The following is a 14346-nucleotide window of genomic DNA, read 5'->3' on the forward strand; positions in this document are numbered from 1 at the left end:
CGGGCGGATACTCCCTGCTTACTGCAGGGGAACCGTCTTGATCTTATCAGAGTTGTTCATGGCGCCGATGCGCTGGTTGATGGCGTTCACGAGCGAGCTGGTGACGGCCACGTCAATGTTGTTGCCGTTGACGCTGTAGGCCAGGGTGAAGTCGCCCACGTTGGTGTAGGGAGCGTTGGCCAGAGTGTTGTTGACGCTACCCACGGTGAAGGTGCCAGCGATGAGTTGCGAGGAGTAGACCATGGTGACGTTGGACGCGCCAGCGGCGAGGGCGCCCTTGACAGCACCAACGGCGGCCTGATCCTGCATGTCCATGTACTTCGGGATCGCCACCGCGGCGAGCATGCCCACGATAACCAGAACCGCGATAACTTCGATAAGAGTGAAGCCGCCCTGTCCGCGCATGTTGGTGATGTTGCGAGTCTTCATGGTGTTCCTCCGAGTTAAGTGAAAGTTGGTTTGTAACCGCCTCCCCCGAGGCGTCCCCTGCTTTTCGCCCGGTGGGGCCTGATCTGTTTTTCAGTCGGTGCCGGTAGGGTGGTGCCGTGCGCCGATGCCAGCCTAAAGCATGGGGCGTGCCAACTCGAATCGTGTTGGCTAACCACTTGAAAAAGTAGATTTTAAATTATATCGCGCCATTGGTTGCGCGATATTGAGGCCATGCTTTCTCCATATTGTGGAGCCCTGACCACGTGCTGTGAAGGAAGGAGCCGGGTGACAGTCGTTCGTGCCGCGCTGATCTGCCCCGTCAAAGAAGAAATACGCCGGTCGGGGAGGTTGGTGGAGGGGCCAAGGAAGGCCAACGGATACTGGCAAGGCTGGCGTTAAGCAGGTCTGAAGGGAAGGCTGGTAAAGCATCAGCCCGTTTGGACACGCTTTTTGCGGGCTCGCCCTGGCGCATCGGAGAGGCTGGAGCCGGTGGCCGGAGGCGTGCCGGGCAGGCAATGAATAATTACAGCCGCCGCCAGGATCAGTTCTCTAAAAAGTGCGGCCTGCCGCGACCATCACAAAATGATGCCACAAAGCCGGGATCTCGAACGATTCGATCACGCGGTCACGGGAAAAGACGGAACATCAAGGCGTATGCAGACGTAACCATCAGCTGCAACCCGAACCAATATGTTGTGGGGTAAAAAACTGGAATGATTCCGGATGTAAGAGGACGCAGCCCGAAGGCCTGCGGAGGCGTCCCTCGCTGCGAATCTTGCAAGTCTCTCATCTGATTGCTCAAGTTACAGGGTCGGGCTTGGCGCGTTCGTCCAGGGAGCGCCGCCTCAGCGCCCTATGGCTTTGGCAAGCTTGTCGCGCAGCTCGCGGGCCTTGGCGATGAACTCCGCATTTTCAGGGGGAGACTTGGCCAGGGCCATGTCCAGGAGAAGCAGGCCTTCCTTGCCGCGTCCGGAAGAAGCGGCCACCAGCCCGAGGTCATAAAGATCCTTGGCTGGCGTCAGGATGGACATGGGGTTCACGGCCTCCTTGAGCGTCTCGTAAGCTTTGGGATAATTCTCCAGGCGAACGTACGCTGCGTACAGGTTCTTGCGCACGCTGGGAGCTTCGGCGACGCTGGCGAATGTCAGGGCCTTGCGGTTGAGATCCACTGCGGTGTCGTAGTTTCCTAGCTCGAAGGCGGCCTGGGCCTTCAAGGTGTAGCCCAGGAAGCTCTCCGGGTGGTTCTCGATGATCGCGTCCGCATGGGGCATGGCCTGCTGGGCCTTGCCGTCAGCCATGAAGACCTTGGCGGCCACCGCGTTGGTGGTCAGGCCGGTAGGGTGCACGGCCAGCATTCGCAGGCTTTCCGCCAAGGCTCCGGCCCGCTGTTCGGGAGTCATTGCCTGATAGTCCGCGCTGATGTTGCCGTTGAGCGCCAGATGCCGGAGAGCGTACTTCTCCACCAGGGCGGGATTCTGCCGGGAGTCGGCAAAGAGGACAGCGTATTCGTCGATGAACACGGGGATGAAGTGCTTCTGCGATTCAAAAGTTTCCTTGGATCCCGCTTCCTGGACTGTCGTCATGATGAACGCTGGCGAGTAGCGGTCCACGAGATACTTGAGCAGTGTCTTGTCCTGGCTGAAGTTGTGGCTCAGGAAGAAATCGAAGCTGGAGAACAGCATGGTCTCCATGTCCATGAACAGGCTGTACTTGGGGTGCAGCTTCCAGACGAGATAGCCGCCGGAGTTGGGCTCGTTCAGGATGCGCCCGCCCGGTCCCTCTTTTTGCAGGAATTCGCAGACGCCCACGGGAATGTTGCTGTTGGCCAGCGGATACTTGCCCCGTGGTCCCATGTAGGCGGCGGTCACCAGCAGCATGGCCACGGACAGGGCCAGCCCGGCTGGCAGCACGATCTTCCAGGAAACGTCCCGGAACTTGCGGCTGCCGTAGGCCAGCAGGTCCCCGGCCACGGGCAGCAGCAGCAGGACGTACTCGTAGGTGAAGCGCCTCGACTGCGGCAGCAGAAGAAGCCCCCCGACCAGAAGGATGGCCCTGGATAGGCGCAGCCTGCGCACGGTGAGCAGAAAGACGGAGCCGATGGTGAGAAACACGATGAGCAGGTTGGAGAGCGAGACCATCACGTTGCCCACGGGGTAGAGCGAGAACACAACCAGCTCGCTCAGCCGGGTGGCCTTGAGTTCTCCAATGACCAGCTCGTGGAAGAGCGGGGCCGAGAAGGGCTTGAGCAGCAGGCCGGTGCCAGCCGGGGTGGCAAGCACCGCGTACATGCACAGGATCAGCGGCCAGCGCAGCTCCCTGGCCTGGGCCGGAACCGGGCGCTTGAAGATCTTGGGCACGAAGTATTCGGCAAGATACGCGCCGCATAAAAGCAGCATGACCGGATACTCCACGCCGTGCAGGTTCATCCAGAACACGGCGGCTACGGGCAGCCACCATGCGGCGCGGGGCTTCTGGTTGATGATGAACTGGAACAAGACGATGCCCAGGTAGGAGTAGGCGTGGGGTCGAAGCAGCAGGTCGCGCGGGAGGACCGCCCCGGCGTACGCGGCGGTGAGCGCGAGCACCAGAAGCCCAAGCGTCCCGTTGCCTTCGCCAGCCTGCGCCTTCAGGTATCTGTACACGATCCAGGCCGTGGCCCCGAACAGCACGGCCCTGCCCACGGCCAGTATCTCGTAGCCGCCCATCTTGAAGAGGCCGTAGAGGATAACCTGATGCAGCCAGTAGTAATCCACCCAGGCTTCGGGGGAGGTCAGGTAGGAGAAGTAGGGCGTGTCCGGCAGGCGCAGGTGCTCGAAGATGTAGCGGCCCCCGGCCAGATGGTAGAACAGGTCGTGATCGTAGGCGATTATCGGCCAGTAGGCCATGCAGGCGGCCATCCCGGCCAGCAGCAGGAACACCGGCAGGCCGGTGACGGAACGAAACCAGGAGTTCTCAGGAACCATCGCGCACTCCTTGTGCCGGAAATACAAACCCGCGCGGTCAGTCGCGCTTGTAGGAGGCCGGGTCCAGGCCGAACTTCTTCACCCGGTGCCACAGGCTGCGCTCTTTTATGCCAAGCATCTCGGCGGCGCGTACCTGCACGCCGTGGCTTTTGATGAGCGCGGCGATGATGAGGCTCTTTTCGATCTCCTGGAGCCTCTCGTCCAGGTCCTTGGCGCGGCTTTCCGGCATGACCGGCATCTGGGGCTGCGAGGCCTGCACCAGCCGGACCTGGGCCGGAAGATGTTCGGGCAGCACCACGCCGTCCTCTCCGGCCAGCACCGCCGCGCGCTCCAGGGTGTTGCGCAGTTCACGCACGTTGCCTGGCCAGGAGTGCGCCATGAGCAGCTGCAAGGCCTCGCTGGAGAGGGCCAGCGACGGCCCGAAGCGCTCCAGGAAATGGTTGGCCAGGAGCGGGATGTCCTCAGGCCGTATGCGAAGCGGCGGCAGCTGCAACGGGAAGACGTTCAGGCGGTGGAAGAGGTCTTCGCGGAACTCGCCGCGCCCGATCATCTCCTGAAGGTTCTTGTTGGTGGCCGCCACAAGGCGCACGTTGAAGCGGATCAGCTTGTCGCCGCCCACCCGTTCGGACTCGCCGTTTTCGAGCGCCCGCAGGATCTTGGCCTGGGTCTCCACGGGCATGTCGCCGATTTCGTCCAGGAACAGCGTGCCGCCGCTGGCCTGCTCGAACTTGCCCTTCTTGGCGGCGATGGCCCCGGTGAAGGCTCCCTTCTCGTGGCCGAACAGCTCGCTCTCCATGAGGCCCGGCGGGATGGCCGCGCAGTTCACGGCCACGAAGGGCATGTCGCGGCGCTTGGAATGCGTGTGCAGGGTATTGGCGAAGAGGTCCTTGCCCGTGCCGGACTCGCCGGTGAGCAGCACCGTGGCCTCGGACGGCGCGACCTTGGCCACCTGGGCCAGCACGCCGCGCAGCGCCCGGCTCTCGCCGATGATGCCGGGAAAAAGCGCCTTGGCGTCCAGGCTTCCCAGCACGTGGGTGACGTGCTCGAACATCTGCGCCAGGGCCTCGATCTCCGCGCCCCTGGCCTGTTCCATCTTCTCGGCGGGCTCTTTGAGCATGGGCAGTTCCTTGGCCCTGGCCAGAAACGCCTTGATGGGGCGCAGCACCAGCCTGCCGAGCAACAGGGCCACGCCGGATACGGCGCACCCGGTGACGGCGGCGGTCAGGTAGCCCTGCGCGGTGGGGGAGAATCCACTGAAAGCTCCCAGGCTCAAGGCCGCGTCCATCCCAAGGACGCACAGCGCGGCAAGCCCGCCCAGGATGAACGGGATGAGAACGCCCACCGAGATGTCCACCCGCAGGCGGTCGATCATGATTTCACCATCTTGGTCAGGTCCCACATGGGCAGGAAGATGGCCATGGCGAAAAAGCCGATGATCCCAGCCAGGCCGACGATCAGGATGGGGTTGATGGCCTCGGAAAGGCTGCTGACCGCGTACTCCACCTCGGAATCGTAGTGCTCGGAAACGGCCATGAGCATTTCCACGAGGTTGCCTGTCTCTTCGCCCACGGCCACCATGTTGATCACCATGGGCGTGAAGAACTTGGCCTGGCGAAGCGGTGCGGACAGGCCGCGCCCCTCCTTGAGCATCTCCTTGATCTTGGAGAACTCCAGGGCGATGGCGGCGTTGCCGATGGTGTTCTCCAGGATGTCCAGCACCGCCAGCACCGAGAGGCCGCTGGACTGGAGGATGGCGAAGATGGAAGAGAACCGCGCCATGGCCGCCTTGGTGAACAGCGGGCCGAAGATGGGCACGCGCAGCCACAGGGCGTCCCACCACAGGCGTCCCTTTTTGGTCTTCAGGAACCGCGCGAAGAGGAACAGGCCCACGATGACCGCAGCCAGCAGGTAATAGCCGTAGGCGTCGAAGAACTCGTACATGCCGATGGCGATGACCGTGGGGGTGGGCAGGTCGATCTGGGCCTTCTTGAAGGTGACGATGAACTTGGGGATGACGAAGGTCAGGAGCACGTAGAAGGCCAGGCCAAGGGCGATCAGCACGGTGATGGGGTACTGCAGGGCCGAGCGTATGTCCGACTTGACCTTGTGCTCGTGCACGATGAGGTAGATGAGCCGGTCCAGCACCTCGGGCAGCGAGCCGGACTGCTCGCCAGCGGCGATCATGTGCCGGTACAGGTCCGGGAAAACCTTGGGGTGGCCCGCGAAGGCCTCCGAGAGGGTCTTGCCTTTCTTGATCTCCGCACCCATTTCGCCGCACACGCGCTTGAGTTTGCGGTTCTCGGTCTGCTCCTCCAGGATGCGCAAAAGCTCCAGGATGGACAGGCCCGCCTGGACCATGGTGCGGAACTGCTTGGTAAAGAGGATGAGGTCCTTCAGGGTGACGGAGGTGGTGTTGGTCTGGAAGTCGTCCAGCCAGCGCTCGAAGCCGCCCTTGGTCTTGCCGCCCCTGACCGAGATGGGGATGTAGCCCAGGGCCATGAGCTTCTGGCGGGCCTGGTCGACGTTGTCGGCCTCAAGGGTTCCCGAAATGGTGCGCCCTGCGTCGTTAAGTACCTGATAGGAGAAAGAGGCCATGGTTTACTTGAGGATGACCTTAAGTCCCTGAGGCGTCTTTTCCACCTTCGGCTGGAAAGGCCCTGCCGAGGCGTCCTTGAGATAGACCGCCACCCTCAGCTTATCTGGTTGTACTGCCGTACGCACTTTGTCAAGCCGGGCGGTGCCCACGGGAAGCTCCCGGTCCGCGCGGCGCTCCCAGGGACCCATCAGGTCCACCAGGATGCGTGCGGGATTTGGCTTGAAGGCGACCTCGAAGCGCTCGACAGGCTTGCTCGTGAGGATCTCCAGGGTTTCTGAGCCGTCCTGGGAGGATGCGCGCACGCCGGTGAAGCGGGGCGGTCCTGGTTCATGTCCGGACTCGCGGGCAGGCTGGGAGTCTTCGGCCTGAGTCCTGGCGGCTTCAGTTTCCGTCAGGGCGGGCTGTTCCGGGGCGGCAGCATCAGCCAGCGCGGCTGGCTGGTTCTGTTCCGGTGCGGCGGTCTGCGCCTGCGGGCTGCCAGCGCTCTGGGCGCTCACGGGCGCTCCGGCAGGGTGCTGGACCTGCTGGCCGATACCTGCACCTGAAGCGGCTCCGGAAGCTGCGGGCGGGGGCGTGGATGCATCCGGCGTCTGCGGGGCAACGCCAGGTTTCTCTGCCGCCGGGGCGGAGGCGAACCAGGAGGCCACGTCCGGCAGCTTTACCCCGGAGGTAATGCCCCTCAGCCTCTCGGCGCTGACGGGCGCGTATCCGAAATAGATCCCGGCGCCGGCCAGGGCCACGATCAGGGCCAGGGCCGCACCGGCCAGCCAGGGCCAGCGCCTGCGCCTGGGAAGCCCCAGGGTGCGCCAGCGCATGCAACTGCGCACCACGCCCCAGGTGACGCGGGGCCTCTCCTTGATGATGACCGCCAGAAGCGCCTGATGGCACAGCTGCACGATCTGTCGCGGGAAGCCGTCTGTTGCCAGGTACACAGCCAGGAAGGCCCAGAAGCTGAACAGCCCCTCTGGCGAGATGTCCTTGGAGCACATGGCGATGCGCGCCTGGATGAGCTCGCGCGTGTCCTGGAAGTCCAGGGGGCCAAGCCGGAAGCGCAGGTTCACCCGATCGGCCAGGTTGGCCTTGGCTTCGAGTATCGGCTCGAACTCCAGCTGCCCGAAAATCACGATCTGCAACAGCTTGTGCTCGTTGGTCTCGAAGTTCAGGAGCTCGCGCAGGATCTCCAGGCACTCCAGACTCATCTTCTGGCCCTCGTCCACGATGAGGATCACCAGCCGGTCTTCCTCCACGGCCAGGGTGAGCAGCGCGTTCTTGATGTTCTCGCGCAGCTGCCAGTCGCTCACGGCGTGGGCCTCGGCCGCGTCCACGCCGAAGAGGCCGTTCAGGTGCACCAGGAACTCGCGGGCGTCGGAGAAGTACGGATCCAGCACCAGATGCGTCACCACGCCCTGGCGGTCGCTCAGCACGCGGATGAGCTGGCGGCACAGGGTGGTCTTGCCGGTGCCCACGTGCCCGGTAACCACGGAGAGGCCCCGCTTGAGGCGGATGGCGATCTCCAGGGCCTGGAGGCATTCGCGGTGCTGCTTGGCGCGGTAGAACAGCTCCGGGTCCGGCGAGTTGGAAAAGGGCTCGCGGCGCAGGTTGAGAAGCTCGAAATAACGCATCAGCTGCCGGGCCGTCCTGTCTGCGGGGTTGCGGGGGCTTGTCCCAGGGGGATGGGCTGGCGCTCGGGGGAGCCTGCGGGGGCTTTAGGCGCCTGGGGAGCCTGGCCGGTAGGCGCGGGGCCGGAAGGGGTCAGGGGCGTCTGGGCCTGGGCCGGGTCGCGTTTTTTGAGCACCGTGGGCGTTATGAACACCAGGATGTCCTGCTTGGTGCTCTGCTTGCTGGTGTTCTTGAACAGATAGCCCGCGCCGGGGACGTCCTTCAGGCCTGGGACGCCCTGCTCGCCGTCGGTCTTGGAGTTCTTGGCCAGTCCTGCGATGATGATGGTCGCGCCGTCCTCCACGATGAGCGTGGTGTTGGTCTCTTTCTTGCGGATGGGCGGGTTGCCCATGACCCAGCGGGTCTGGTCGGTGACCACCTCGTCGTTCTTTAGGACGATCTTCATGCGCAGGTTCTTGTCGTCGATGACGTGGGGGGTCATCTCCAGGCGCAGCACGGCGTCCACGAACTGCACGTTGGTGCCGTTCTGGGACACGGTGACGAAGGGGATGCGCTCGCCGTTCTCCGTAAAGGCGGTCATGTTGTCCAGGGTGGTGAGCGACGGCTCGGACACGATGTTGATCTTGCCCTCCCTGGCCAGCGCCGTGAGCTGCAACTGGAGGATGTTGTCGTTCAACATGCCCCACATGAAGTTGAGCGCCGTGCCCTGCGAGCCAAGGCCCGTGCCCGTGGGCGTGATGGAGGCGGGATAGTTGAAGGCGTAGCCGTAGCTTGCCGGTCCCAGGCCGTAGATGGGCGTCAGGGTGCGGGTGCCATCGGCGGCGACTTCGGTGTTGTTGCCAGACAGCACGTAGCCCCGGTTGCCGTTGGCGTCTGCGGACGTCCTGAAGAAGCCGCCCCACTGGAAGCCCAGGTCGAAGAGGTTGTCACGGCTGGCCTCCACGATGAAGGCCTTCAGGTGCACCTGCAGGCGCGGCTCGTCCAGTTTCTCCACCAGCTTCACGAGCATCTCCGCGTGCTCCCGGTTGGCCTGGATGATGATGGAGTTGGAGTGCTTGTCGGCCACCACGAAGCCCTTGATGCGCCCCGGCAGTTCCGTGGCCGTGTCGCCGCTCTTGGATTCACCCCCGCCAGCGCCGCCTTCCCCGCCTTTGCCCGAATCGGCCTTCTTGGGGTACAGGTAGCCCTGCATGGTGCGCTCGAGTTCCTCCACGTCGGCGTAGTTCACCTGCACCTTCACCGTGACCACGGGCTCCACGGCCTTGATGCGCTCCACCTGGACCATCTTGTTGGCGATGGCCATCTTCATGTCGTTCTGGCCCTTCATGTCCTCGAGGGTCATGACGCGGATGATCTCGCCGTCCCAGTCGTAGCTCAGGCCGTTGGCGTTCAGGATGGAGTCGAAGGCCTGGTCCCAGGGCGTCTCGCTGACGTTCAGGTTGACCTTGTGCTTGCCCTGGTTCTCGGGGGCCTGGAGCGACGCGGACAGAATGATGTTCTGGTTGGCGATGCGCGCCATGGAGCGCAGCACGGCCTGGAGGTCGGTGTTGTAGAAGTTGAGCGACACCCGCATGGTGGGCAGGTTGCGCTTGGGTTTCATGTCGATGGGCTTGTCCGGGGCTTTCACCTGCACCTCGGAAAAGTCGACTTTGCGCGGCTGCGGGGCGTAGGTGTTGTCTTTTACGTCCTCGGCCTTCTTCTCCCACTTCTCCAGGAAGGGGTCTGGCTGTGGCTTGGCGCATGCGCCCAGAAGCACGGCCAGGGCCAGGGCCAAGAGGAGCCCCGGCGTCCAGATCGCCGCGCGGCGCTTGTCGCTGTGATTGCGGATCATCGAATTGCTCCTTGGCGCGCGCACGCGCCGTGACTACCGGCCAATGAAGAAGCTCGGGTCCTGGTACGGGATGCGCACGGTGTTCTTGCGCGCAACGCCCGACAGCACCACGGCCTCCGGTGAAATCTGGACGACCTCGAAGCCGCCGCTCTCCAGCTGTTCGCCCACCTGGTACTCGCGCCCGTTGATGACGGCCAGGCTGCGCTCGCCGATCCTGATGAAGCCGGTGTAGTGAAATTTGTCGCGGTCCACGGCGGCTTCGGGGTCGGGCGGCTTGGGGGCCAGAGGGTCGTTGGGCCAGGGCTGCTGGGAGTTGTTGACCGCGTGGAGCTCGCGCGGGGAGAGCTGGACGCGCTCCAGGGCCTGCAACTGGGATTCTGCGGCCTTGCGCGAATCGGCCAGCCTCTGGGGCGTCATCTCCGGCGAGGCGGGCGGCGGGGCGGGCCACATGAGGTAGATGGCCGAGACCAGGATGGCCGCGCCCATGCCTCCCAGAAGGATCTTTTCTCTCTTGGAAACGTCCATGCCTACTCCGATGCCAGCCACACGGTGAGGGTGCAGTCCCTGGGACCGCTGCCGGGGCCGATCTGGACCTTTTCGATGTTCTCGAAGGTCGGCTGCATGGCCAGTTCGCCCAAAAACACCCTGAACTTTTCAAGGGAACCCTTCACGTGGATGTTGACCGCCAGCGACTTGGAACCCCGGCCAAGCGAACCCGGGTCCGGCACCACGGACTGGGCCTCAAGCCCCGTCGCCACGATCAACTGCGCCAGGCTGTCGGTGATCTCGGACACGGCCTTCTGCCCAAGGCTCTGCTTTTCCGGCAGCTTGGGGGCCTTGGCCCCGCCCGCCTGGGCGATAGTCAGCATCCGCATGTAGATGGGGTGCAAGGCGTTCTGCTCCTCGATGTGGAACTTGGCCTGCTCGATCTGGCGGTCGTGCTCGTGCAGGCTCTTCTGCATGGGGATGATGCCCAGCAGCACGAACAGCACCAGCACGCCGGACCCGATGAGCAGGTACAGGACCGTTTTCGGGGGGAGCTTGCCCGGAGTGGCGCGCGGGTCGGCCATCTAGCGCCTCACCTGACAGGATAGGGTGAACCGGAGCACGTCCTCTCCGGCGGCGGTGACTTCCAGGGAGCGCTTGCTCACGGAAGGTTCGCCCAGCAAGGGCGAGGTGCGAAGCTGCACCAGATACGCCGAGAGCAGGGACTCCAGTATCTGGCTGTCGCCCTTGACGTAGCCTTCCAGTGTCAGGGTGTCCAGGCCCACGCGCCCCTGCTTGTTGACGGGGTTGGCTGGCCCCTTGGGCGCTTCCGCCGCCCCCTTGAATACGGGCTGCTCCTCGGGCGTGCCCAGGTCCATGGAGATGTTGAACAGCTTGACGTTTTCCGGCGTGAGCGCGGTCACGTCGTGCAGAACCGCTCCGGCCAGGTTGCGCGCCCCGAAGCGGCGCAGGTTGTCCACCACGCCGCGCACCTTGCTGCCGGTGCTGAGCAGCAGTGGCATGGTCACCTGGGGCTGGAATTCCCGCAACTGGGCCTCCAGGCCTTGGATCACCTGGCGTTTCAGGTAGGCCTGGGTCTGCTGCCAAGTGAACAGTCCGCCCATGAGCACGGCCACCCCCAGCCACACCAGGGCCACGATGCGGTTCAGGTCCGAGACGCGGTCCTGCTCCTCCTTCTGCTTGAAGGTGAAGAGCAGGTTGCAGGCGGCGAGCTCCGAGTCGGTGAGGCCGAGCACCAGATTGTAGGGCTGGCGTTCGCCGGGGGAGAGCGACGGGGCCTTGACCGTCAGACGGCCCAGGTTGTCCGGGGAGAGCGGGTCCAGGTGGCGGCAGGGCACGCCGAGCTTTTCGCTCAAAAAGTCCAGGAGCGCGGGGTCGCCGCCCAGCGGGCCGCCCAGGCTCAAGCTGGACACCTGCTCGTTGCCCAGGGTGACCGCGTGGTGGGAGAAGGTCATCTGCACCTGTCGCAACAGCCGCTCCCAGGAGGGTTTGAGCATATCCAGCACGTCGGCCGTGGACAAAAGCCGTCCTGGGTGTCCCTCGGGCAGGGACTGGGGGCCGTCCGCGAGGTTTTCCAGCAGGGAGCGGGCTTCGTCCTGGGTGAGCCCGGCGGGCTTGGGCTCTTCTGGCGTCAGGGGAGGGAAGGCGCTGCCGAACTGGGGAAAGGTCGATGGGGACGGGGTTTCCTGGACCAGACCCGCAAAGGAGGGCTGGACCATGGACTCGATCTCGATGGAGATCGGGGCGGAGAAGGCCGGGACTTCCGGCACGATCATGGACGATACGTCGCTCTTGCCTGCGGAGGCCTGGGCGTCCGGGCTTTCGGCTGACGGAGGCGTCGGTTCCGGCTCGCTCGGTGTCGCGGGAGCGTGGGGCCTGAAATCCTTGGAGGCCTCGGCCAGGGTCAGGGCCATGGCCGCCAGACCGCCCTTGAGCATCCGCACGAACTGGAGCTTGCCCCCGGAGAATATCTCCAGGCGCGAGAAATCCCCGCCCAGGTGCAGGACCGCCTGGGTCTGGGAGGCGTTCTCCAGCCAGCCGCCGCGCAGGAGGTTCCGCATGGCCACCGAGGGAACGGTGATGCCCGTCAGGGGGTATCCGGCCTGCAAGAAGAGGTTTCGCAGCTTTTCGAACTCTTCGCGCTTCACGGTGTAGGCCAGCACGGAGAGCCTTGTCGCGCCCTTTTCCAGCACCTCGCCCTGGAGCTCGTAGTCGAAGACCACCTCGGCGTCGTCGAAGGCGGCTTCCTTGCGCGCAGTCCAGTAGATGGCGTTGGAGAGCTGCTTCTTGCCGGTCTTGGGGACCTGGATGAAGCGAAGATCCGCCGATTCCGCCGGGACCATGGCCCACACGTCGGCGTCGGCCTTGCCCAGGAAGTCCTTCAGGGCCAGGCGCAGCACCAAGGACAGTTCAGGGGCGTCCGGGCCTTGCTCGGGGATGGGGACGGTCTTGAATTCCAGCACGCGGGAGCGGCCCGACCCCGTGGTGAGCTTGACCATGCGTATGGCCTGGCCGGTGAGCTTCACGCCCAGGCGGACGCCCTTGGCGCTGGAACCGGGGGATCGGGGGGCTTTCAGGGACAGGGAGGAGTACCACCGTTTTTTTGACGGCAGCGGCTGCGGCGCGGGAGTTTCCCCCCCGTCGGCTTTTTTCCCCGAACCCCGGATCAGCTCCAAGAGCTTTTCGGTGGAGGATGCTTTGGGAGATGTATCCAATGCCGAATGCTCCACGGTGCGTTGGCTGTTGTTGAAGGACATGGATGGCGATTTGATGGGAAATGTCAAGAGTAATCGTCCTTTTGCAGTGTGATTTCACTCTATCGCCGCAGTTGTCCGATTCGCCTGGGGTCCGGGCGCTGCCTCGCCGGACGCTTGGAAAAGGCTCTTTGCACCGCGATGCATGCCGGGGGCAGCCTGTACAAGCTGCACGAATTCCAGACGGCCTCCATTGCGTGATGCATTTCCAGGCCGCGAAAGTACTGACGCGGGAGGAATGCTCCTCCACTTTTTGGAGATGCACGCGTTGTTCATGGAGGCGGCGCGTGATGCGGTAATGCGATAGCGCGCAACGCACGTTTGTCTCCCGGAGCGCTGCGCTGGCGGGATCACGCGGTCAGAGTCCGTCCGGGAGGACCGGGAGGGCAATCCGGCATTGGACGTGCGCCGCCGATGGTGTATAAGCCTGCGCAAGAACCGTCCCAGGAGTACACATGGCCCAGATCGACGCCTTCTTTTCCATGATGCAGGAATTGGGAGCATCGGACCTGCATCTTTCCAGCGGTTCCCAGCCCATCATCCGCCTGCACGGCATCCTGCAACGGGTGAAGTTCAAGGTGCTCGAACACGAGGAGTTGAAACAGCTCCTCTATGAGATCACCCCGGAACCCAAGATTAAGGAATTCGAGGAAACCGGCGACGTGGACTTCGCCTACGCAGTGCCTGGCGTGTCGCGCTACCGCGTGAACTTCTTCCTGCAAAGCCGGGGAGTTGCTGCGGCCTTCCGCACCATCCCGGAGAAGGTGCTGTCGCTTGACGAGCTGAACATGCCTCCGGTGCTCAAGGACTTCTGCAAGCTGCCCAAGGGGCTGGTGCTGGTCACGGGGCCGACCGGCTCGGGCAAGTCCACCACGCTGGCCGCCATGGTGGACTACATCAACACCATGCGCCAGGAGCACATCCTCACCATCGAGGACCCCATCGAATTTCTCCACCAGCCCAAGAACTGCCTGATAAACCAGCGCGAAGTGGGTCGCGACACCAGGAGCTTCAACTCCGCCCTGCGCGGAGCCCTGCGCGAGGACCCGGACGTGATCCTGGTGGGCGAAATGCGCGACCTGGAGACCATCCGCCTGGCCCTGGAGGCAGCCGAGACCGGCCACCTGGTGTTCTCCACCCTGCACACGATAAGCGCCTCCAAAACCGTGGACCGCATCATCGAGGTGTTCCCCGGCGACCAGCAGGAGCAGATACGCTCGGCCCTGTCCGAGTCGCTGCGCGGCATCGTGGCCCAGACGCTGTTCACCAGATCCGACAAGCCCGGCCGTGCCGCCGCCCTGGAAATCCTGGTGGCCCTGCCCGCAGTGCGCAACCTCATCCGCGAGAAGCGCACCTTCCAGATCAACTCCGTCATCGAGACCGGCAAGAACCACGGCATGCAGACCCTGGACGACGCCATCATGGAGCTCTACGACGCGCGCAAGATCACCGCAGAAGACGCCTACAACAAGGCCATCCAGAAGACGCGTTTCAAGGACCTTTTGCCCCAGCCGCCAAGCGGGATAGACGACTGAATCCGGCCACGGATCAGAGTCGCGTTGTTGAAAAACATGAACATGTTTTTCAACAACAAAATAACTGGTTCTCTTGGTTCGAGTTCTTAAATTGTATGAACGTGTTTTGAGA

Annotated in this window: 10 protein-coding genes; 1 reads left to right on the plus strand and 9 read right to left on the minus strand. The window is 63.8% G+C overall.

From position 1 onward, the window contains the following. Positions 1-18 precede the first annotated feature (18 nt). The 9 genes from G453_RS29105 to G453_RS22840 form a co-directional block, all read right to left on the minus strand. Positions 19-429, minus strand: a complete 411-nt coding sequence (locus G453_RS29105) for a type II secretion system protein (RefSeq protein WP_043644729.1) — start codon at positions 427-429, stop codon at positions 19-21. Positions 430-1274: 845 nt separating this feature from the next. Further along, positions 1275-3392, minus strand: a complete 2118-nt coding sequence (locus tag G453_RS0106865) for a tetratricopeptide repeat protein (RefSeq protein ID WP_027190450.1) — start codon at positions 3390-3392, stop codon at positions 1275-1277. 37 nt (positions 3393-3429) lie between these two features. Continuing rightward, entirely contained in the window at positions 3430-4764 is a 1335-nt protein-coding gene (locus tag G453_RS0106870; protein WP_043644731.1) for a sigma-54 interaction domain-containing protein, read from the minus strand. Beyond that, positions 4761-5987: a type II secretion system F family protein gene (locus G453_RS0106875; protein WP_027190452.1), complete on the minus strand. Its 1227-nt coding sequence runs from the start codon at positions 5985-5987 to the stop codon at positions 4761-4763. The genes G453_RS0106870 and G453_RS0106875 overlap by 4 nt, the downstream gene beginning before the upstream one ends. Positions 5988-5990: 3 nt before the next feature. Next, positions 5991-7610, minus strand: a complete 1620-nt coding sequence (locus G453_RS26135) for an AAA family ATPase (RefSeq protein ID WP_051271915.1) — start codon at positions 7608-7610, stop codon at positions 5991-5993. Next, positions 7610-9439: a type IV pilus secretin PilQ gene (gene pilQ, locus G453_RS22835; RefSeq protein ID WP_051271917.1), complete on the minus strand. Its 1830-nt coding sequence runs from the start codon at positions 9437-9439 to the stop codon at positions 7610-7612. The genes G453_RS26135 and pilQ overlap by 1 nt, the downstream gene beginning before the upstream one ends. Positions 9440-9472: 33 nt before the next feature. Further along, entirely contained in the window at positions 9473-9964 is a 492-nt protein-coding gene (locus tag G453_RS0106890; protein ID WP_027190453.1) for a hypothetical protein, read from the minus strand. Positions 9965-9966: 2 nt separating this feature from the next. Next, entirely contained in the window at positions 9967-10509 is a 543-nt protein-coding gene (locus G453_RS0106895) for a hypothetical protein (RefSeq protein ID WP_027190454.1), read from the minus strand. Next, the gene (locus G453_RS22840) at positions 10510-12729 is read right to left on the minus strand and encodes a type IV pilus biogenesis protein PilM (protein ID WP_156920836.1); all 2220 of its coding nucleotides are present in this window, start codon (positions 12727-12729) and stop codon (positions 10510-10512) included. It abuts the gene before it with no gap. A 425-nt stretch (positions 12730-13154) separates the two neighbouring features. On the opposite strand from G453_RS22840, the gene G453_RS0106905 reads away from it, so the two are divergent. Then, positions 13155-14234 (plus strand): type IV pilus twitching motility protein PilT, encoded by a 1080-nt coding sequence (locus tag G453_RS0106905; RefSeq protein ID WP_027190455.1) that lies wholly within the window; start codon positions 13155-13157, stop codon positions 14232-14234. The last annotated feature ends 112 nt before the right edge of the window (positions 14235-14346 follow it).

The sequence above is a fragment of the Fundidesulfovibrio putealis DSM 16056 genome, from assembly GCF_000429325.1.
In the GTDB taxonomy this organism is placed as follows: domain Bacteria; phylum Desulfobacterota; class Desulfovibrionia; order Desulfovibrionales; family Desulfovibrionaceae; genus Fundidesulfovibrio; species Fundidesulfovibrio putealis.

What these genes read in the sequence shown, in the direction of transcription:
- G453_RS29105 (WP_043644729.1), bottom strand. Translation starts at nt 429, where the DNA reads ATGAAGACTCGCAACATCACCAACATGCGCGGACAGGGCGGCTTCACT.
- G453_RS0106890 (WP_027190453.1), bottom strand. Translation starts at nt 9,964, where the DNA reads ATGGACGTTTCCAAGAGAGAAAAGATCCTTCTGGGAGGCATGGGCGCG.
- G453_RS0106865 (WP_027190450.1), bottom strand. Translation starts at nt 3,392, where the DNA reads ATGGTTCCTGAGAACTCCTGGTTTCGTTCCGTCACCGGCCTGCCGGTG.
- G453_RS0106905 (WP_027190455.1), top strand. Translation starts at nt 13,155, where the DNA reads ATGGCCCAGATCGACGCCTTCTTTTCCATGATGCAGGAATTGGGAGCA.
- G453_RS0106895 (WP_027190454.1), bottom strand. Translation starts at nt 10,509, where the DNA reads ATGGCCGACCCGCGCGCCACTCCGGGCAAGCTCCCCCCGAAAACGGTC.
- G453_RS0106870 (WP_043644731.1), bottom strand. Translation starts at nt 4,764, where the DNA reads ATGATCGACCGCCTGCGGGTGGACATCTCGGTGGGCGTTCTCATCCCG.
- G453_RS0106875 (WP_027190452.1), bottom strand. Translation starts at nt 5,987, where the DNA reads ATGGCCTCTTTCTCCTATCAGGTACTTAACGACGCAGGGCGCACCATT.
- pilQ (WP_051271917.1), bottom strand. Translation starts at nt 9,439, where the DNA reads ATGATCCGCAATCACAGCGACAAGCGCCGCGCGGCGATCTGGACGCCG.
- G453_RS26135 (WP_051271915.1), bottom strand. Translation starts at nt 7,610, where the DNA reads ATGCGTTATTTCGAGCTTCTCAACCTGCGCCGCGAGCCCTTTTCCAAC.